The organism is Pseudomonas grandcourensis, from assembly GCF_039909015.1.
GTDB classification, from domain to species: domain Bacteria; phylum Pseudomonadota; class Gammaproteobacteria; order Pseudomonadales; family Pseudomonadaceae; genus Aquipseudomonas; species Aquipseudomonas grandcourensis.
Genome location: NZ_CP150919.1, coordinates 4,962,601 through 4,981,806 on the forward strand (window position 1 = coordinate 4,962,601; position 19,206 = coordinate 4,981,806).

Here is a 19,206-nt window from a genome sequence, read left to right on the forward strand (position 1 = left end):
AGGCGCTTTCCAAAAAAGATCTTACCAGGAGGCTCGATATCGACGCCGCCGGGTTGCAGTTCCGCTTGCAGGTCATGGCGCGAAACGGGAAGCTAGGCCATCAGTCACCTGACGGAGAGCCCCGCCTTGGATTGGCACACCCTGCTTACCCGCGAACGTCTCGGAAAACCTCTGCACAGCCCTGAAGAACTCGGCCGCAGCCCTTTTCACAAAGACCACGACCGCATCATTTTCTCGGGGGCTTTCCGCCGCCTCGGGCGCAAGACCCAGGTCCATCCGGTGTCCAGCAACGATCACATTCATACGCGCCTGACCCACTCGCTGGAAGTCAGTTGTGTGGGTCGTTCACTGGGCATGCGGGTCGGCGAAACCATCCGCAGGACCCTGCCCGAATGGTGCGAACCCAGCGACTTGGGGATGGTGGTGCAATCGGCCTGCCTGGCACACGACATCGGCAACCCGCCGTTCGGCCATTCCGGTGAAGACGCGATCCGCCATTGGTTCCAGCAAGCCGCCGGCCGTGGCTGGCTGGATGCAATGAGTGAAGCCGAGCGCAATGACTTCCTGAATTTCGAAGGCAATGCCCAGGGCTTTCGGGTACTCACCCAACTGGAGTATCACCAGTTCGACGGCGGCACCCGCCTGACCTATGCAACGCTGGGCACGTACCTGAAGTATCCATGGACGGCCAGGCACGCCGACTCGCTGGGCTACAAGAAACACAAGTTCGGCTGTTATCAGAGCGAGCTGCCGCTGCTGGAGCAGATCGCCCATAAACTCGGCCTGCCGCAACTGGAGGAGCAACGCTGGGCGCGGCATCCGCTGGTGTACCTGATGGAGGCCGCCGACGACATCTGCTATGCGCTGATCGACCTGGAAGACGGCCTGGAAATGGAGTTGCTGGAATACGCCGAAGTCGAATCCCTGCTGCTTGGCCTGGTGGGCGATGACTTGCCGGAGACCTATCGCCAGCTCGGTCCTGACGATTCGCGCCGACGCAAACTGGCGATCCTGCGCGGTAAAGCCATCGAGCACTTGACCAATGCCGCCGCCCGCGCCTTCGTCGAGCAACAGGATGCGCTGCTGGCCGGTACACTGCCCGGCGATCTGGTGGAACACATGCACGGTCCCGCCAAGCGTTGCGTGCTCAATGCCAAGGACATGGCCCGCAAGAAAATCTTCCAGGACAAGCGCAAGACCCTGCACGAGATCGGCGCCTACACCACGCTGGAAATCCTGCTCAACGCCTTTTGCGGTGCAGCGCTGGAGCAGCACAACGGTCGAACCCCGTCATTCAAGAGCCGCCGCATCCTTGACCTGTTGGGCAACAATGCACCTGATCCTCACGGCCCGTTGCACACTTCGTTTTTACGCATGATTGATTTCATCGCCGGCATGACCGACAGCTATGCCAGCGACATGGCCCTGGAAATGACCGGTCGCGCCAGCCACTGAGGTGAACCGATTGATCAGCCATTACGGCATTCGTTATGGCTGATCTCCCCTTCAACATCCAACAGCACTCAAGTTTCGTCGAATCGCCCTACAGCACATGGCGAGCAAACTGATCGCTTGCCCGGAACTCTCGCGAAACAATCGCCCTCCCTTCTGTTCGACAGATGAAGTGCGCCCCATGGCTGAAGACGATCTACGCATCCTCGTGGTGGAAGACCATCCCTTCCAACTGATAGCCACTCAATGCCTGCTGGAAAGTTATGGCTTCACCCGGCTGACGACCACCGACAGCGCCAAAGGCGCCCTGCAGCAACTGCTCGGGGCCGACCAACCGTTCGACATCCTTTTATGCGATCAATGCCTGCCGGATCTGACGGGGCTCGAACTGGTCCGGTTCGCCAGCCAGCGAGGGCTGATCAGGCAGGCGATCATTCTGAGTAGCCTGACGACGTCTGAACTGGATGAGCTTGAAAAAACGGCCACAGAACACAGGCTGCCATTATTGGGCTACTTGATAAAACCACTGAAACAATCTGAATTTAGAAACTTGTTGACCTCAGCACCCCTATAGAAAAAAACATATAAAAGCTGACTAAAACAAAGTGAAAAACCTACAAACTACTTCCCTTTAAAGCACACCCGCAGGTTGGACTTTTTTCAACCTTCCTAATAAGAAACCTAGTTAATACGTAGTCCCATTCTTTTTAATCTGTAGGATTTTTCCTATATTGCTGCTACAGGTCGGTGAGTTCATGCGTCCCTTCAAGTATCTGAGCTATGGTGCGCGCTTTATTTGAGCTCGCATGGGACTTGATTATGAACTCCGTTTTTATTGTCGATGATCACCCGGTTATCCGCCTTGCCGTTCGAATGTTACTGGAACATGAAGGTTACAAAGTCGTCGGCGAAACTGACAATGGGGTCGACGCCATGCAAATGGTTCGCGAATGCATGCCGGACCTAGTCATTCTCGACATCAGCATTCCAAAACTGGATGGCCTGGAAGTGCTATCCCGATTCAACGCAATGAACACCCCTCTTAAGACTCTGGTACTGACAGCACAATGCCCGACACTTTTCGGTATTCGTTGCATGCAATCGGGCGCATCGGGCTATGTCTGTAAACAAGAGGCGGTCATTTTCAAGATAAATTAAAATTTTTCAGGAATATTCAATTGTAAACATCTAGGATCGAGCCAAGCCACAGTCCTTTTGGCGGAACTCCATTTACCGGTTTGCGCGTTGGGTGGCTCGTTGGCTGGGCCCCGCACCAACACTACCCTATCCGCACTCTCTGATCCCCTCGTGCAATCCGAGCATAGCTCTCCGCATCCAGCAACTGCTTTAAGCCGCTCACTCCTGGTCAAGATGGCTAGGGGTGCAGGTAAAATCCGTTGTAAATGGCTGGTTAGGTCCGTTGCAAATGAGTGGTCAAGTCAGTGCAATTGTCCAGGTGTCAGCGGATCTGGAGAAGTGGCTCCAGCCAGCGGCGAGTTCAGCTAGTCTTCCGGCACCAGTTATTCAAGGACGACACCCATGCCAGATAACTCTGAAGCCAACATAGCCACAGCGGACGCTCTCACACTACTCCTGCACAACCAGCACGCGATATGTGCGGCCATTGAAGAGGTAACCAAGTGGCTCTCTGAGAATGGAGTGGGGAGTGTTTCCGCTAACGCGATGGGAGCCATGGAAACGCTGGACAAGAATGCACGAGCCATCACCGATGCAATTATGCGGCTACGCCTTTCATGAGCATCATCTAATGCCCGATGCTCCTCTTAAATGAACAAATCCCGATTTAATGCGGGAAAAATGGGATTTTTTGGAGAGTGGGGAATTTCATTCCCCTTGACCAACCATTTGCATTGCCACTGACCAGCTAATTGCATTCGAATTGACCAGTAATCGCCATCGTGACGACCGACAGAGAACGACCCAAAGCAGCCTGTCGTGCCCTCGCTTGTTCGTGGAGCTGCATGTGGATGGGGTAGCGTTTGAATCCATCCTCTCTGGGGGGATATGATTTGCGCAATCACTTACGATGAAGACTCAAGATATGAGCAACCACGAACATCCGCATCCCCATACTCACCAAAGTCACGAGGCGATCATCAAGCGCCTCAAGCGGGCGGATGGCCATTTACGCGGCATCATCACCATGATTGAAGAAGGTCGGCAGTGCGTCGACATTGCTCAGCAGCTGCATGCCGTCGAAAAAGCGGTGTGCCAAGCCAAACGCACGCTTATCCAGGATCACATTGATCATTGCCTGGAAGACACCGTCTCTGCATTGAACAATGGCGAGCGCGCGCCACTGGAAGCCTTCAAACAAATCACCAAGTACCTCTAAGCGACCTTCCTTAAAGACCTGCGGCTTCGTGGGATCTCAGTTCGGCCATTTCCGATGCTGGTCGTCGATCACATAAGGGTGTTCGTGATCCGTACCCTCTTCGCCGTTGAAGTGCGTGTGATTGTCCGGCAGATTCTCATGGGTGTGCTTGATCGACTCAAGGTCATGAGCCGGACGCCAGATCATGATGCTGACTACCAGTGCACTACCTGCCACCACAGCGAGCCCAACAAACGACGCCGTGAGGCTGATGTTGGCACCCAGCCATCCCGCCAAGGGGTAAGTAATCAACCAGCAGGCATGGGATAGAGCAAATTGTGCGGCAAACAAGGCCGGGCGATCTTCGGCATGTGCCGAGCGACGGAGCAGCCGACCGCTCGGGGTCTGTGCCAGGGAATAACCCACGCCGAGTACCATCCACAGCGGCAACAGGAAGTTGTAGGTGGTCAGGTTGATACCAACAGCCAAGCCTGCGACCAGTATCCCTCCGCCAAACAGCATGGCTGTTCGGTCCTTGATGTCTTTCAACAGCCGAGGCAAGGCCAAAGCCGCGATCATCGAGCCGCCGCCAAACGCGGCCAGCGCCAATGCCGTAGAACTCTGCGGCAGGGCGAAGCGGGATTGTACCAGCACCACTGTGTTGACGATAACCATGGCACTGGCCGCCGCCACTGTCAGGTTAAGAGCCAGCAGCCCTCGCAGCCGGGGCGTGGCCAGGAATATGCGCATGCCGCGGGTGGTTCGTTCGTAGATGCTGCGTCGCGGTGTTTTCTTCGCCTTTGGCAGTAGCACTGGCCGCTGAGGCAAGGAAACCAATGACCGTGCCTGCGAACAGGTTGTGGAAGCTGATCACCGTCAGCAACGTCGCTGCGAGCATCGGACTGGCGACGCTTTCGAGGTCGTAAGCCAGACGCGAAAGCGACAAGGCACGAGTGTAGTCGTCTTCATCCGGCAGGATGTCAGGGATGGTCGCCTGGAACGTCGGGGTGAACGCCGCCGAGGCCGACTGAAGGACGAAAATCAGCACATAAATTTGCCAGACCTCGGTCACGAACGGCAGAGCCAACGCGACCAAGGCTCGTACTAAATCCAGCGAAACCAGCATGGCTCGGCGAGGCAGACGCTCTGAAAAAGCCGCTGCAATCGGCGCAACGCCTATGTAGGCCGTCATTTTGATCGCCAATGCTGTGCCAAGGACAGCGCCCGCTTGGGCGCCCGCAAGGTCGAACGCTAGCAGGCCCAATGCGACCGTAGCGAGTCCCGTCCCGACGAGCGCAATCACTTGGGCCAGAAAGAGATGACGGTAGGTTCGGTTGGACAGGATTTTCAGCATGAGAAATCTCAAATGGAAAGACGCGTGCCCATCTGGTTGTCGAGCATTTATCGAAGAAAGAGACTGATGAGCTTATCGTTTGCAGATGATTTTGCATCCCCCCCAGGGGGATGTTAGACCATCCTAAACCAGAGGCAGGGACAGCTCAAGAAATAGGCGCTTAGCCTACTTTCCATTACCTCCATGGCGGCCTCCGCGCACAGCGGCGGTACTGATGCAAAAGGTTGCCGTCACAACCGTAAACGAACGACTGCCACTAAACGGCAAAAGCCCAGCGCTAGGCTGGGCTTCAGTGCGAGCTTGTCTCTTTACACTTGAGGAGGCCAGTTATGCGATTCACCTTGGCATTCCTTGCACCAGGCATAGAGCGCGTCGTACATGACCAGACCGTGCGCCAGCATTTCGTGATCGTCCGAAAAACGCTGCGACAGTCCCAGCGAAATCGCGTATAGCCCAGCCGATTGAGGCGTTAGATCCAGGCGGGAGGTATCTGCCCCGCGCACGATTTTCGCCAACTGCTGCAAAGCGGGCTCGCTGAGCTGGTACTTCTTCAGGAACGCATCGAAGCTGCACAGCTCGCCCTCATGAGTCAGTTCTACGCCGGGAATATCGTAGGGTGCAGCCTCTTTCTCCGCCGCTAAACGCAACACGTCACCACTGGGCACGTAAAAAAACTCGGGCTGCGGATCGATAAAGCGAGCGATCAGCCAGGGACAGGCGATGCGGTCAATCTTGGGCCGTTCACGGGTAATCCACTTCATGGAACACCTCCTGCCTAGCTCGGTAGGCTGGGTGATCTGGCGGGCCCGGTGCCCGCCAAAGACTGTTGATTCACTCGTGCGGTCTAGCGCAGCAGATGCACGGCCAAACCGACGAGCGCGCAGGCCATCAGCACCTGGATGACGCCCCGTTTGAAGCGGAACAAGGCAATTGCCGCTGCAATGGCAATCAGTGCGGAGGACCAGTCAAGGTTGCCGCTGAAACCCTTAGGCCAAAGTACGTGATAGCCGAAGAAACACGCCAGATTGAGGATAACCCCAACGACGGCGGCGGTGATGGCGGTAAGCGGTGCCGTGAACTTGAGTTCGTTGTGGGTCGACTCCACCAGCGGGCCGCCCGCGAGGATGAACAAAAATGAGGGCAGGAAGGTGAACCATGTCACCAGGGTGGCGGCCACAGCTCCGGCCAGAAACACCTGATCAGCCCCAAACACTTGCGAGACATAGGCCCCGACGAAGCCGACGAAAGCCACCACCATGATCAGTGGCCCTGGTGTGGTTTCCCCTAGAGCCAGCCCGTCAATCATCTGTGTCGGGGTCAGCCAGCTATAGTGACCGACAGCGCCTTGATACACATACGGCAGCACGGCGTAGGCACCACCAAAGGTCAGTAACGCCGCCTTGGTAAAGAACCATCCCATTTGGGTCAAGGTGCCTTCCCAACCAAAGAGCGCGGTCAGAACTCCCATCGGCAAAGCCCATAACACGGCGCCGATCAGTGCGAGCGAGGCCAATTTCAACCAGCTGAATCGGGCATGGTCAGGGGACGGAGTATCGTCATCGATCAAGGCTAGGCCGAAGGACTTTTTAGCGGCGCTATGCCCACCGGTTCTGAACTTCTCGGGCGCCAGACGCCCCCCAAAATAGCCAATCAACGCTGCTCCTAAAACGATCAGCGGGAACGGAACATTGAAAGCAAAGATCGCGGTAAATGACGCCGCCGCTATCGTCCACAGCCAATTATTCTTCAATGCCCGAGAACCGATCCTATGCGCGGCCTGCACCACGATGGCTGTCACGGCGGGCTTGATGCCATAGAAGAGTCCGGCCACTACGGGTACTTCGCCGAACGCGATGTACATCCACGACAGCGCGATCAGGATGAAGAGCGAGGGCAGCACAAAGAGCACCCCGGCGATCACTCCTCCCCAGGTTCGATGCATCAGCCAACCGATGTAAGTAGCCAATTGCTGAGCCTCTGGCCCAGGCAGCAACATGCAGTAGTTGAGGGCGTGCAGAAAGCGTCGTTCGGAGATCCAGCGCCGACGCTCCACCAGTTCCTGGTGCATGATCGATATCTGTCCAGCTGGCCCGCCAAAGCTAATGAAACCCAGCTTCAACCAGAACCAGAAAGCCTCACGCAAACTGATCGGCTTTGGCCTCGACAATTCCTCTGCAACCGCTGGTGCGAAAACCTTATTCATTGGGTTTCTCCTCTTTTACAAACCCGGCGAGCAGGCCGTCGAAGATGGCGCTCGCGGCAGCCAGCAGATGGTCGTCGTGGGTAATGGTTTCGCGTAGACCAGCCAGTACACGTTCGATGCCAGCAGCCTCCACCGGCTGAATGCCCCCGATATCGAGGTAGTGCACCAGTGCGGCAATCCGGTTTAGGCCTGGTTCCTGGAGTTCAAAGCTGGCTTGCAAGGTTTCGAAGGTCACGCGGTTGCCGACATGACTGAAGGTCGCATCATCGAAGTCAAAACCCAGTGCATCTAGCGGGCAGTCCTGTGGTGTGTTCAGCCAGAGGATCTGAGCGAGGGGATCTATGAAGCGGCGAATTAACCAGGCACACGCCAGTCGGTCGACCCAGGGACGTTTACGTGTTGCCCAGATACGGCCCTGATAATCGCCGAGATTGAGTGCCGTTATTGGCTGGTTGCTGCTATGAGGCTCATCCGGCGACAGGGCTCTACTGACCGCAGTCTCTAGCTCCTGCAACGCCGAATCGATCTGCTGTTTCGGCTTGCCTGGGAAGTAATCGATGCTGACCAGTTGATCGTAGGCTTTGCGCAGCTTACGAATTTGTTTGGTCGTCGCTAGAGCATTTTCAGTATTCAGCTGTCCACGGCATTCTTCGATCTCTGCACCAAGCTTGCCGTAGTCATCGCTACGGTCGAACAACTCGACGAAGCGCTTACCTCCAGGGTCGACAACCGGCAGAACGTAGGCAGTGCCATTGATGGCGAGGATATCGCGCTCGACAGACGTCAGTGCTTCACGGCAGGCGCCAGTGTCTGGCAGCAGATACGCACCATCGCGCAGAACCGCAGCACCCGAAGCTTTCAGGGCACGCCAAGCTCGCATGCGTTCGGTGGCATTGGCAGTGGGTAAGCCAAGAATCAGAGCTAGCCAATTATTCATGTAGAGTTAGCTATATAATTTGTAGTAAGAATTACATTACCTTTGATCTTGGCGTTTGGAAAGCCGCGCCTCGAAACTAGGGTTTTGGTGAGTCCGAGCGGAGAGAGGCGTGGCCGTGTGCAAGCAGGGGCATTAGGTGCTGTGCGATGTGGAGAGCGACACAAAGGCTTCTTTCATGCGCTTTAGACTTTAAAGGTGAAGGGCCGCTTTTGGCCGAGGGTGTGTAAAAACGTTTTTGAGCGCGACAGGTACTCAAAACCGGACTGGAAATCGCGCGTCTACGCGAAATCCACATCTGCTGACGTGCCGATAAATTTCAGATTTAACGTAGACGCGCACACTTCAATTTTGGCGAAGCGTTTTTACACACTCTGGGCCGTTCCCTGCCGATCATGGTTACAAAGCGTGCTGGTCAAATCCGATGCAATCGGTGGTCAGAACGAATGCAAATGACTGGTCAGGTCGAATGCAAGCGGGTGATCAAGTAGAGTGCAATTTCGCAGCTGAATATCGGATTAGTGTTGTGGGGACTTGTAAGGGGTGATGATGGGGCTCAACAAACCAGTGCAGGACCTGAAGCGCGATCTGCAGGGTGTCGCCTCTGATCTGAAGTGGTCGGCCGTGGAGTTAGTTCGGATTGCCGAGCGGCTAAGCCACGCAGGTAATGGACCAGACGCTGAGGCGCTTCGAAGGATGATCACAATCTTCCAGCAAGGTGAGAATCGGTTAGATGGCTGGATTAAAGAAATCGGTGCAGGTCAGGTAGTCCGGCCGGCGAAGGCAGACCACTGCCAATGATCGCGGAAGGGATTGGCAGGAGGTTGTCATGGCACTTAACAAACCCAATCAAGAGTTACGCCGCGACTTGAAAGCCGCTGCATATTCCCTCGAAGAAGCTGCCCTGGAAATGTTCAGGCTTGCAAAACAGCGCGGGGATACAGAGCTTCTGGAGGCAATGGAGACGATCGAAAAGCTGCATGAGCAAGCTGATCGGCTGACTGCTTACACAGATGAGGTGAAGGCGGGAAGGATTGTCCGGAAGGCTGAATAGCCATGCGTCTGGCGGGCGTATTCGCGCTAGATCTGAAATACAAGCAATGCCCTGTAAACGGTTACTCAATGAAGAAGAAGCTGACGGACAGTAAAGCAGCAGTGACTGCTGCTGAAATTGAGCGTTCTATCCAAGCCCTGAACAAAATGGCTGAACGCCTATGGGGGGATGGCCGGGAAGCCGAGGCGAAAGCTCTCCTCGATGCCTTGGACGCATTAAACCGGGCGCTTGATCGGATCAGGATTGGAGAGTGTCGCAGGGTTCTCCATTGAACGGCACAAACTAGCTGGCGGGTTATGAAGGCGAGAAGAAGTGTGCGGGGGAAGGCGGAGTAGGCGCGTGGTATGACGGCGAGATGTTGTAGCGGCTTGGCGGTCGTACCGATGTAACTCAAATGCCCGGTCCAGAGCCGGGCTTCTCGTATCTGCCCCTGTCATGCCTTCGTCACACCTACCAAGCACAATGCAGTCAGCCAAAGGGATTTGGCCCATCTACAGAGAGCCCGGCTAATGTGCCGGGCTTTTTCGTTTCTGCGACATGCTTTTCACCAATCGCTCACATGGTGGAGCGCAGATTAACCCTGCTCCTTTGAAGAATTCCCATTTGGCCCGCCCGCATGCGGGCCATTTTTTTGGTCGCTGCCACGACTTCTACAAGAACTGGAGAAGCGACCATGTCAGATGACTGCGAAATTGCACTCCACTTGACCACCCGCTTGCATTCGACCTGACCAGTCATTTGCATTCGTTCTGACCACCGATTGCATCGGATTTGACCAGCACGCTTTGTAACCATGATCGGCAGAGAACGGCCAATAGCAGCCCTTCATGATCGGCTGCTATTGGCAAAAAGGCAGCACTAGCCGACACCGACCTACGGCGAGTGTCAGCAATGGGCCGCAAGTTCGCGTTACTTCGATGCCACCACTGCCGGTGGCTGCCAGCTGCCGCTGCCTGCGGGAAGAATCGAAGGCGCCGTGGTCTTCGGCCAATAGAGGCGCATCACCAGATAGGCCGTGTCGTCAGGCGCCGGCAACCAGTTGGCCTCCTTGGCCTTGCCCGGCGAATCCTTCTGGATGTACAGCGTCAGTGAGCCATCTGCGTTCTTCTTCATCGTCGACAGCATCGGCGAATTGATCAGGTAGCGGTTGATCGGGTTCTTGATCAGCAGCTGGCTCTTGCCGTCGTACATGGTCACCGACCAGAAGGAATTGACTGGCGGCAGTTTGCCGGCGGAGAAGGTGAGCGTGTAGTTGTGCTTGCCGGTGTTCAACGTCTGGCCGTTGCCATCGGTACGCGTAATGGGGTACATCGCCTCGGCGGCGTCATTGCCGTACAGACCAGCCTTCGCGGCGCCAGCCCGCATCAGCCAATCGCCTTTGTAGAACGCCTGGTCGCCTAAGAACGCACCGACGCTCCAGCCGTTGATATTTTTCAAGCCGTTCGAGAGGAACTTGTCGACCTTCTCGTCGCCGGCCTTCATCCCGAGCAGGACCACGGCCTTGTGCTCGAGCGAGAGGTCTTTGAATTCGAAGCTGCGACCGGGGCCTACCCCGATGCTGGCCAGCTTGGCACGGATCTCCTTGTCGTAAGCCGATGGCGGCACATACTCCAACGCGGCCGACAGGTACTCGAAGAAGTTGGCCTTGATGCCTTGCGTGGTAGCCGGCACGAAATCGATCTTCGGCGCAGCGGGCGGCGCGGGTTGATGGAGGAAGGCGGACAGCGGCTGGATCTTGAAAGCCGCCTGCAGCTTCTCGACATTCGGCATGTCGGCCGGATTGAACAGCTGGGTCCGGATCAGAGTCAATGCGAAGGGTGTCGTGGAGTTGAACACCTTGTCGATGCCAGGCGGTGTCACCCCCTTCCAGTCGGGGCCTGCGATCAGATAGCTCCCGGCCGCGCTGGCCGTCGCCCGGCTGCCGATGTAACCGTAGTTATAGGTGTTGCCGTCGATCAGTTGCACCGAGTAGTAACGTTTTTTAGAGACGGCCGGCACCGTGATCACCAGCGGCTCGGCGCGCAGGTCGGCCCAGAGAAAGGAGTACGGCGTGTCGCTGTTGGGTGTAATGATGGCTGTGTCAGCGGGGGTCGCGACCTTATGATCATTGTGCAGTTGGTTGAAGGGGGCCTTGAACTGGCTGGACTTGGAGTCCACCGCGAATTCGTTCATCACGGCGTAGTTCATGACCAACGGCAAGCCGTAGATAAAGCCTTCCTCGGCGATCGCCTTGGTTTGCTCCAGACTCGGCGCGGCCACGCCCTTGGCCACATCCGCCTTGTCTGCCTGCGCGATCGGATCGTTCTTGCCCGCACACCCCGCGAAAAGCGTTGAACCCACGACGACGACTGCCGCCGCCATTGTCCAGCCCCGGTTTGACTTCCTGTTCATTTCCACCTCGTTAGTTTTGAGCAAGCTGGCACCGTGAGCCTTCATGGCCACGGTGAAATAATCTGAATGCCTGAAACCCTCCCGACTTTTTCAGTAGTGCCAGGTCGTGTGGGCGATCAGGGCTTCAATCCAGGTGTTGTCGAACTCGCCTGATACACGATTGCCAGACAAGGTTTTTTGCTGGTCGACTGGCGTGCCCCCACCCAGACCGCGACTCACTGAAATTCAGGTCTATCTCTAAACTGAGCGACTGAGTAAATCTTGTGGCGAAGCGTCTACTCACAGCTCAGGGAGTGTAGATCACAATAGGCCAGCATCCCCTTGCGCAGCTGAGCAGCTCAGATTCAGTTCCGTAATATTTACGCGCCGCCGTTACGGACCATTTGGCTTCGAGAACAGCCAATCGTGATCAGCAGCCAAAAAACGGATAGTCAGAGATTAACTCTTGAGGTCCGCCAAAGACCGCTCTGGGTCGCACGCAGCCCTTCGCGACAGGCACCGACCGGCCAGAAGCAGCCCTTCACACTGAACCCATGTTGCGACCGGGCTAACAGCGCTTGCTCAGGAGCCATGTATATCTTGAGTTCATTGTCCATCACCCCGCCTCAACCTGGTTGGACTTCCGGGATTCCAGCATGGGCGGCAGGCCGCTCTCAAGTGGTTTAGAACAGCGCCCCCTTACCCTGTCGATGCATTGCATGCATAGGCGTATCCTTGGCTGCAGAGTAAACTTCGCTCCTGGCCTATCGGAGCAATTCATTTTTACATTGGGAATTACTGTGTCCAAACCTATTGAGGATAATGCGTCCCTCGAGTCCTTTTCGCTCGAAAGCCCCTCCCCGCTATATGCGCGGGTCAAGCAAATCATCATGCAGAAGATTCGCTCCGGTGCGTGGCTACCCAATTCCAAACTGCCCTCTGAAAGTGAACTCCTGAATTTGCTCGGCGTGAGTCGCATGACCATCAACCGGGCGCTGCGAGAACTGACCATTGAGGGTTCACTGGTGCGCATGCAGGGTGTAGGCACTTTTGTAGCCGAACCAAAAGGCCATGCGGCGCTGTTCGAGATCCACAACATTGCGGAAGAGATTGCGGCCCGAGGTCATGAGCATCGCTGTGAAGTGGTCGTGCTTGAAGAGATGCCTGAACGGGCGCGCGCTTCGATGCCCTTTCCCCTCGAGGGGGTCAAGCGCTTGTTCCATTCGGTTGTCGTGCATCACGAAAATGATGTGCCGGTGCAGATCGAAGAGCGCTTCGTCAATGCCGAGGTCGCACCCGCCTATCTGCAGCAGGACTTTACCAAGGTCACGCCTTACGCCTATCTGATTCAACTGGCGCCGTTGACCGAAGGTGAGCACGTGGTCGAGGCGATTCTCGCCAAATCTGCCGAGTGCAAGCTTCTGCAAATCAAACGCTATGAACCGTGCCTGCTGATTCGCCGCCGCACATGGGCGGCAATGGGTCAGGTTGGTTGCGCACGCCTGGTCTACCCGGGTTCGCGCTATCGCCTCGAAGGCAAATTCGGTAACTGACTCACAAGTCGAGCGGCCCCCGCCTGCCGCTCGATAGGCACCTCCCCCTGGACATCCCTCCGAAGGTGTTACCCATGCCAAGCCAATTGGCAGAATGGTGACACTTCTCAAAAAAACGCGAAAAATCGTTACAAAGCGCACAACCGTCGCGACTATTACTCACAAAGTTGCAACAACATTCTCATCATTCCCGTCTCGCTCATAATTTTCATCAGTTTTTTAACTATTTGATTTAATTCTATTTTTTGTATTTTTATCTTTTCATTTGGTTCTCATCAGGCGAATTTGGCCCCTCGCTTGCATTCACTTGTACATACAGGCTGGTATAAGTGCGCATATACATCGCAAAGCATGACTACCACCCCGCTCACCACTGAATGAGGAGATAACCATGACCACCAAGACCACTCGCCTGCGTGACGTCGAAATCCGCGCTGCCCGCGGCAACAAGCTCACCGCCAAGAGCTGGCTGACCGAAGCGCCGCTGCGCATGCTGATGAACAACCTCGACCCTGAAGTCGCCGAGAACCCTAAAGAACTGGTGGTTTACGGTGGTATCGGTCGCGCTGCACGTAACTGGGAATGCTACGACAAGATCGTCGAAAGCCTGACTAACCTGAACGACGACGAGACCCTGCTGGTGCAATCCGGCAAGCCGGTCGGCGTGTTCAAGACCCACGCCAACGCCCCGCGCGTACTGATTGCCAACTCCAACCTGGTGCCGCACTGGGCGAGCTGGGAACACTTCAACGAACTCGACGCCAAAGGCCTGGCCATGTACGGCCAGATGACCGCCGGAAGCTGGATCTACATCGGCAGCCAGGGCATCGTCCAGGGCACCTATGAAACCTTCGTCGAAGCCGGTCGCCAGCATTACAACGATGACCTGAAAGGTCGTTGGGTGCTGACCGCAGGCCTCGGTGGCATGGGTGGCGCACAGCCTCTGGCCGCGACCCTGGCCGGCGCTTGCTCGCTGAACATCGAATGCCAGCAGGTCAGCATCGACTTCCGTTTGAACAGCCGTTATGTCGACGAGCAGGCCAACGACCTCGACGACGCGCTGGCTCGCATCGCCAAATACACCGCCGAAGGCAAAGCGATCTCCATCGCGCTGCTGGGCAACGCGGCTGAAATCCTGCCGGAACTGGTCAAGCGCGGCGTGCGCCCGGACATGGTCACCGACCAGACCAGCGCCCACGACCCGCTCAACGGTTACCTGCCGGCCGGCTGGACCTGGGACCAGTACCGCGAACGCGCCAAGACTGAACCGGCCGCTGTCATCAAAGCTGCCAAGCAATCGATGGCTGTTCACGTCAAAGCGATGCTCGACTTCCAGAAAATGGGCGTGCCGACCTTCGACTACGGCAACAACATCCGTCAGATGGCGCAAGAAGAAGGCGTGGAAAACGCATTCGACTTCCCAGGCTTCGTACCGGCCTACATCCGTCCGCTATTCTGCCGTGGCATCGGCCCGTTCCGTTGGGCAGCACTCTCGGGTAACGCTGAAGACATCTTCAAGACCGACGCCAAGGTAAAAGAGCTGATCCCGGACGACGCTCACCTGCACAACTGGCTGGACATGGCTCGCGAGCGCATCAGCTTCCAGGGTCTGCCGGCACGTATCTGCTGGGTTGGCCTGGGCCTGCGCGCCAAGCTGGGCCTGGCGTTCAACGAAATGGTGCGCAGCGGCGAGCTGTCGGCCCCAATCGTGATCGGCCGCGACCACCTGGACTCCGGTTCGGTAGCCAGCCCTAACCGCGAAACCGAATCGATGCAGGACGGTTCCGACGCCGTGTCCGACTGGCCACTGCTCAACGCTCTGCTCAACACCGCGAGCGGCGCGACCTGGGTTTCCCTGCACCACGGCGGCGGCGTCGGCATGGGCTTCTCCCAGCACTCAGGCATGGTGATTGTCTGCGACGGTACTGACGAAGCGGCCGAGCGGATCGCTCGTGTGCTGCACAACGACCCGGCCACTGGCGTCATGCGTCACGCCGATGCCGGTTACCAGATCGCCATCGACTGCGCCAAGGAACAAGGCCTCAACCTGCCGATGATCGACAAGGCCTAAGCCCCCACAATCGAGGAGCCTGCACCATGAGCAGCAGCCCGTTTACCCAACAATTACAGGGCGTTCGCGTGCTTGACCTGAGCCGCGTACTGGCCGGCCCGCATTGCACGGCGATGCTCGCCGACCTGGGCGCCGACGTCATTAAATTCGAAGTCCCTGACCACGGCGATGACAGCCGTCACCTGGGCCCCTTCAAGGATGGCGAGAGTGTGTATTTCGGCCTGATCAATCGCGGCAAGCGCAGTGTCGAAATGGACTTCAAGTCCACTGCTGATCGCGCCCGGCTATATGAGCTGGTCCGTGACGCAGACGTCGTCGTGGAAAACTTTCGTCCCGGGGTGACACGTCGCCTGGGTATCGACTTCGACACCCTCAAGCAATATAACCCCAAGCTGATCTACGCGAGCATCTCTGGTTTCGGCCAGCATGGTCCGCTGTCGGCTAACCCGGCCTATGACATCGTAGCCCAGGCCATGTCGGGGCTAATGAGCGTCACAGGTTTTGCAGAGACAGGCCCTACACGCAGTGGCGAAGCCATCGGAGATCTATGCGCCGGTGTTTATGCTGCGTGGGCCATCAGCTCTGCGCTATTCGCTCGCGAACGGCATGCACCCGGCGCGCAATACATCGATGTTGCCATGTTCGATGTGTTGTTCAGCCTGCAGATGACTGGTCTGTCCAATCTCTTCGCCAATGGCGTTGCGCCTGGGCTGGTGGGCAACCGCCACCCGGTTTCGACCCCCTTTGACACTTACCGCGCCGCCGACGGCCAAGTGGTCATCGCCGTGGCGAGCAACAAGCTGTTCCAACGCTTATGCGAATGCCTGGGCAAGCCAGCACTTGGCAGCGACCCACGCTTTGCCGATGACCCGCAACGCACACTCAACGAGCCGGTGCTACGTGCCGAAATCGAAGTCTGGACGCAGCAAAGAAGCGTTGAACAGGTCTGCGACATCCTGCTCGAGGCGGGCGTGCCGTCCTCCCCTGTGTGGAACCTCGCCCAGGCGGCCAGCAGTGAACAGGCCCAGGTGCGACAGTTACTGATTCACCCCGAGGGCTCCGCGCAGCCGCTGGTACCACAACCGGTTTTCTTCAATGGCCACAAACCCCACGCAGTCACCCACGCCCCACGCCTCGGTGCCGACAACCATGCTTTCGGACTGAACAAACAGGAGCTTTCCCATGAACTTTGAATTAGATCAGGTCGAATTGGCCGTTATCGAAACCGCTGAAAAACTGGCTCGCGAGGTGATCCAGCCGCGCGCTCAGCATTACGATGAAACCGAGACATTCTGTGCCGAGAGCCTGCAGGCATTGGCCGAACTTGGTGGGCTGGGTATCAACTTGCCCGAGGAGTACGGCGGACTGGGTATCGGCAGCCTGGCCATGAGCCGTGTGGTTGAAGCCGTGGCTGGCGCCTGCGCCTCGACCGCTTCGGCCCTGACTGCGCATTTCCTGGCGACCGATTCGATCCTGATTGGCGGCACTGAAGCGCAGAAACAGGAATGGCTCCCCCGCGCCGCCAGCGGAGAGCTGCTCGGTGCCTTCGCCCTGACGGAGCCGGCCGCTGGCTCCAACCCGGCCGATATGCGCTGCCGTGCCCAGCGTGAAGATGGCGGTTGGCGGGTGCGCGGTAGTAAGCACTACATCACCAATGCCCGCGAAGCAGGCTTCATTGTGCTCTATGCCAAGACCGACGCCGAAGCCGGCCACAAGGGCATCAGCGCCTTCATGATTCCCCAGGGCACCGCGGGGATCAGCTTCTCCAGTCCGGAAAAAACCATGGGACTGCGTGGCAGCACGATCTATGAGTTGGCCCTGGACTGCTGGTTGCCCGAGTCGGCATTGCTGGGCATCGAAGGTGCCGGTTTCAACACGGCCATGGCGGTGTTGGATCGGGGTCGCGTTGAAGTGGCGGCCATGTCCCTGGGCATTGCCAATGCCGCCTTGCAAGCAAGCTTGAACTGGGCCCGCGAACGGCAGATCGGCCCCAAGCCGCTTGCTGCCTACCAAGGCACACAGTGGCGTCTGGCCGATATGTACGCACAGCTGGAAGGTGCCCGCATGCTGACCTGGAAAGCCGCCGCCCGCCGCGACAGCGGTGAACGATTCAGTCTGGACTCGGCCACCGCCAAACTGGTCGCCGCCGAATGCGCCGGTTTCATCACCGATGCAGCGCTCCAGCTCCATGGCGGTTATGGCTACATCCGCGATCTTCCACTGGAGCGTTACGTACGAGATGCACGGATCCTGCGCATTTTCGAAGGCACGTCCGAAGTGCAGAAAATCATCATTTCCCGAAGCTTGCTCGACGCCCAGCGCTGATCGAGCGAAAACCCGGGCCTGTTTAACAGGCCCTCCCCTGAGTCACTCCCCCACGAGAAGGCTGTCGTACGGTACGACACCCGAGAGGAACTGCCATGTCCGCCACCAAAGAAAGTGCGCAGCGCAAGACGTATATAGAACGGCGATCCATCGATTACATACCTGAGTCCGAGCGCCATGGCCGGCTGCTCAGTCAATTCACCCTGTGGTTCGGCGCCAACCTTCAAGTCACTGCGATCGTCACTGGCGCGCTGGCTGTCGTATTGGGCGGCGATGTGTTCTGGTCGCTGATTGGCTTGTTGATAGGGCAACTGCTGGGTGGCGCGATCATGGCGCTGCATGCGGCTCAAGGCCCCCAGTTAGGCCTGCCGCAAATGATCTCCAGTCGCGTGCAATTCGGCGTCTACGGCGCCGTTATTCCTATTGTCCTGGTCTGCCTGATGTACGTGGGCTTTTCTGCCAGTGGCTCGGTACTTGCGGGCCAGGCCATCAGTCAACTGGTCAACGTCAGTGACGCCGCTGGCATCCTGATTTTCGCGGCGATGATCGTTGTGCTCACAGCGCTCGGCTATCGGACTATCCATTTGATCGGACGCCTGTCGAGCCTGATTGGCGTGGTGTCTTTCTTCTACTTGTTCTACCGCTTGCTGTCAGCTCATGACATCAGCGAGCTGCTTGGAAATCGACACTTTTCAATGGCCAGTTTTCTTTTGGCGATATCACTCTCGGCTTCTTGGCAGATCGCATTCGGCCCCTATGTCGCAGACTATTCGCGCTACCTGCCGAGAAAAACATCAGCCTGGAAAACCTTTTTGGCTGTGGGCCTGGGTTCAGTGATCGGCACTCAAATCTCCATGGTCTTCGGTGTATTCGTCGCCGCCCTGGCGGGTGACCAGTTTGCCGGCCACGAGGTGTCCTACATCGTCGGCATGGGGGCCAGCGGCGTCGTCGCGTCACTGCTGTTTTTCAGTATCGTGTTCGGCAAAGTGACCATTACCACGCTCAACGCCTACGGTAGTTTCATGTCTCTGGCTACGATCATCAGCGGTTTCAGAGGCAACCAGGAAATTTCCAGAACCGTGCGGTTGATCTACATCCTGGTCATGGTCGGATTCGCCACTGCACTGGCTCTGCTGGGGAGGCATTCTTTCCTTCATGACTTCTCAGCGTTCATCCTGTTCCTGCTGGCCTTTTTCACGCCCTGGAGCGCCATCAACCTGGTTGACTTTTATCTGGTCACCAAGGAGCGCTATGACATCCCCGCCCTCTCTGATCCGGAGGGTCGATACGGACGCTGGAATGTCGCCGGCATAGCGGTCTACGCCCTCGGCGTATTGATTCAGATGCCCTTCATTGCCACCAGTTTCTACACCGGCCCCTTGGTTGAAACCTTGGGCGGGACGGACATTTCGTGGTTGATCGGCCTGACCGTACCGGCCCTCGTTTACTACTGGGTGGCCCGTAACTCGACGCTACGGATTCCCGCGCAGCTGATTCTTCCGGAAGAAGCCAATCCAGCCTGATCACACATCCACTCAGGGCGGTCCAACAGGAC

The 19,206-nt window shown here is 57.2% G+C and carries 17 protein-coding genes and 2 pseudogenes; 13 read left to right on the forward strand and 6 right to left on the reverse strand.

Annotated features, from left to right (window positions below; all coding sequences use genetic code 11):
- Positions 1-126: 126 nt before the first annotated feature.
- The 5 genes and pseudogenes from AABM52_RS22100 (at position 127) to AABM52_RS22120 (ending at position 3,808) form a co-directional block, all read left to right on the forward strand.
- On the forward strand, positions 127-1,455 hold the full coding sequence (locus tag AABM52_RS22100; RefSeq protein WP_008049102.1) for a deoxyguanosinetriphosphate triphosphohydrolase: 1,329 nt from the start codon (positions 127-129) through the stop codon (positions 1,453-1,455).
- A 178-nt stretch (positions 1,456-1,633) separates the two neighbouring features.
- Positions 1,634-2,026 (forward strand): response regulator, encoded by a 393-nt coding sequence (locus AABM52_RS22105; RefSeq protein ID WP_347907989.1) that lies wholly within the window; start codon positions 1,634-1,636, stop codon positions 2,024-2,026.
- 245 nt (positions 2,027-2,271) lie between these two features.
- Positions 2,272-2,586: pseudogene (locus tag AABM52_RS22110) on the forward strand (response regulator transcription factor); the annotation flags it as partial.
- Between the two features lie 405 nt (positions 2,587-2,991).
- Positions 2,992-3,210, forward strand: a complete 219-nt coding sequence (locus tag AABM52_RS22115; protein WP_347907991.1) for a hypothetical protein — start codon at positions 2,992-2,994, stop codon at positions 3,208-3,210.
- Positions 3,211-3,514: 304 nt separating this feature from the next.
- Entirely contained in the window at positions 3,515-3,808 is a 294-nt protein-coding gene (locus AABM52_RS22120; RefSeq protein ID WP_347907993.1) for a metal-sensing transcriptional repressor, read from the forward strand.
- Positions 3,809-3,844: 36 nt separating this feature from the next.
- Here AABM52_RS22120 and AABM52_RS22125 read toward each other — a convergent pair.
- From AABM52_RS22125 to AABM52_RS22140, 4 genes and pseudogenes are all read right to left on the reverse strand, one after another.
- Positions 3,845-5,141: pseudogene (locus AABM52_RS22125) on the reverse strand (MFS transporter).
- A gap of 308 nt (positions 5,142-5,449) precedes the next feature.
- Positions 5,450-5,902, reverse strand: a complete 453-nt coding sequence (locus AABM52_RS22130; RefSeq protein WP_347907994.1) for a chromate resistance protein ChrB domain-containing protein — start codon at positions 5,900-5,902, stop codon at positions 5,450-5,452.
- An 83-nt stretch (positions 5,903-5,985) separates the two neighbouring features.
- A complete protein-coding gene (gene chrA, locus AABM52_RS22135; protein WP_347907996.1) occupies positions 5,986-7,344 on the reverse strand; it encodes a chromate efflux transporter in 1,359 nt (452 codons plus the stop codon).
- Positions 7,337-8,281, reverse strand: a complete 945-nt coding sequence (locus AABM52_RS22140) for a chromate resistance protein ChrB domain-containing protein (RefSeq protein WP_347907998.1) — start codon at positions 8,279-8,281, stop codon at positions 7,337-7,339. Before AABM52_RS22140 ends, chrA begins: the two co-directional genes overlap by 8 nt.
- Before the next feature lie 546 nt (positions 8,282-8,827).
- Between AABM52_RS22140 and AABM52_RS22145 the strand changes: the two genes are divergently transcribed.
- From AABM52_RS22145 to AABM52_RS22155, 3 genes are all read left to right on the forward strand, one after another.
- Positions 8,828-9,079 carry a hypothetical protein gene (locus tag AABM52_RS22145; RefSeq protein WP_043302427.1) on the forward strand — a complete coding sequence of 84 codons (252 nt, stop codon included), beginning with the start codon at positions 8,828-8,830 and terminating at the stop codon, positions 9,077-9,079.
- A gap of 28 nt (positions 9,080-9,107) precedes the next feature.
- Positions 9,108-9,332, forward strand: a complete 225-nt coding sequence (locus AABM52_RS22150) for a hypothetical protein (RefSeq protein ID WP_008019294.1) — start codon at positions 9,108-9,110, stop codon at positions 9,330-9,332.
- A 68-nt stretch (positions 9,333-9,400) separates the two neighbouring features.
- Positions 9,401-9,604, forward strand: a complete 204-nt coding sequence (locus AABM52_RS22155) for a hypothetical protein (RefSeq protein WP_347912670.1) — start codon at positions 9,401-9,403, stop codon at positions 9,602-9,604.
- A gap of 637 nt (positions 9,605-10,241) precedes the next feature.
- Here the strand turns inward: AABM52_RS22155 and AABM52_RS22160 are convergent.
- The gene (locus AABM52_RS22160) at positions 10,242-11,693 is read right to left on the reverse strand and encodes a DUF1254 domain-containing protein (protein ID WP_347912671.1); all 1,452 of its coding nucleotides are present in this window, start codon (positions 11,691-11,693) and stop codon (positions 10,242-10,244) included.
- A 120-nt stretch (positions 11,694-11,813) separates the two neighbouring features.
- The gene (locus AABM52_RS22165; RefSeq protein WP_347908000.1) at positions 11,814-11,942 is read right to left on the reverse strand and encodes a hypothetical protein; all 129 of its coding nucleotides are present in this window, start codon (positions 11,940-11,942) and stop codon (positions 11,814-11,816) included.
- A gap of 560 nt (positions 11,943-12,502) precedes the next feature.
- On the opposite strand from AABM52_RS22165, the gene hutC reads away from it, so the two are divergent.
- The 5 genes from hutC (at position 12,503) to AABM52_RS22190 (ending at position 19,174) form a co-directional block, all read left to right on the forward strand.
- Complete coding sequence (hutC, locus tag AABM52_RS22170) at positions 12,503-13,255, forward strand: histidine utilization repressor (RefSeq protein WP_347912672.1); 753 nt, start codon at positions 12,503-12,505, stop codon at positions 13,253-13,255.
- Positions 13,256-13,646: 391 nt separating this feature from the next.
- On the forward strand, positions 13,647-15,326 hold the full coding sequence (gene hutU / locus AABM52_RS22175; RefSeq protein WP_347908002.1) for a urocanate hydratase: 1,680 nt from the start codon (positions 13,647-13,649) through the stop codon (positions 15,324-15,326).
- Between the two features lie 26 nt (positions 15,327-15,352).
- A complete protein-coding gene (locus AABM52_RS22180; RefSeq protein WP_347908004.1) occupies positions 15,353-16,519 on the forward strand; it encodes a CoA transferase in 1,167 nt (388 codons plus the stop codon).
- Positions 16,509-17,651 (forward strand): acyl-CoA dehydrogenase family protein, encoded by a 1,143-nt coding sequence (locus AABM52_RS22185; protein WP_347908006.1) that lies wholly within the window; start codon positions 16,509-16,511, stop codon positions 17,649-17,651. Before AABM52_RS22180 ends, AABM52_RS22185 begins: the two co-directional genes overlap by 11 nt.
- Positions 17,652-17,746: 95 nt before the next feature.
- Positions 17,747-19,174, forward strand: coding sequence for a cytosine permease (locus tag AABM52_RS22190; RefSeq protein WP_347908008.1), 1,428 nt, complete (start codon positions 17,747-17,749; stop codon positions 19,172-19,174).
- The last annotated feature ends 32 nt before the right edge of the window (positions 19,175-19,206 follow it).

Bases quoted from the DNA above. Each gene is read 5' to 3' on its own strand.
- AABM52_RS22105 (WP_347907989.1), top strand. From the start codon at position 1,634: ATGGCTGAAGACGATCTACGCATCCTCGTGGTGGAAGACCATCCCTTC.
- AABM52_RS22115 (WP_347907991.1), top strand. From the start codon at position 2,992: ATGCCAGATAACTCTGAAGCCAACATAGCCACAGCGGACGCTCTCACA.
- AABM52_RS22120 (WP_347907993.1), top strand. From the start codon at position 3,515: ATGAGCAACCACGAACATCCGCATCCCCATACTCACCAAAGTCACGAG.
- AABM52_RS22130 (WP_347907994.1), bottom strand. From the start codon at position 5,902: ATGAAGTGGATTACCCGTGAACGGCCCAAGATTGACCGCATCGCCTGT.
- chrA (WP_347907996.1), bottom strand. From the start codon at position 7,344: ATGAATAAGGTTTTCGCACCAGCGGTTGCAGAGGAATTGTCGAGGCCA.
- AABM52_RS22140 (WP_347907998.1), bottom strand. From the start codon at position 8,281: ATGAATAATTGGCTAGCTCTGATTCTTGGCTTACCCACTGCCAATGCC.
- AABM52_RS22145 (WP_043302427.1), top strand. From the start codon at position 8,828: ATGGGGCTCAACAAACCAGTGCAGGACCTGAAGCGCGATCTGCAGGGT.
- AABM52_RS22150 (WP_008019294.1), top strand. From the start codon at position 9,108: ATGGCACTTAACAAACCCAATCAAGAGTTACGCCGCGACTTGAAAGCC.
- AABM52_RS22155 (WP_347912670.1), top strand. From the start codon at position 9,401: ATGAAGAAGAAGCTGACGGACAGTAAAGCAGCAGTGACTGCTGCTGAA.
- AABM52_RS22160 (WP_347912671.1), bottom strand. From the start codon at position 11,693: ATGGCGGCGGCAGTCGTCGTCGTGGGTTCAACGCTTTTCGCGGGGTGT.
- hutU (WP_347908002.1), top strand. From the start codon at position 13,647: ATGACCACCAAGACCACTCGCCTGCGTGACGTCGAAATCCGCGCTGCC.
- AABM52_RS22180 (WP_347908004.1), top strand. From the start codon at position 15,353: ATGAGCAGCAGCCCGTTTACCCAACAATTACAGGGCGTTCGCGTGCTT.
- AABM52_RS22185 (WP_347908006.1), top strand. From the start codon at position 16,509: ATGAACTTTGAATTAGATCAGGTCGAATTGGCCGTTATCGAAACCGCT.
- AABM52_RS22190 (WP_347908008.1), top strand. From the start codon at position 17,747: ATGTCCGCCACCAAAGAAAGTGCGCAGCGCAAGACGTATATAGAACGG.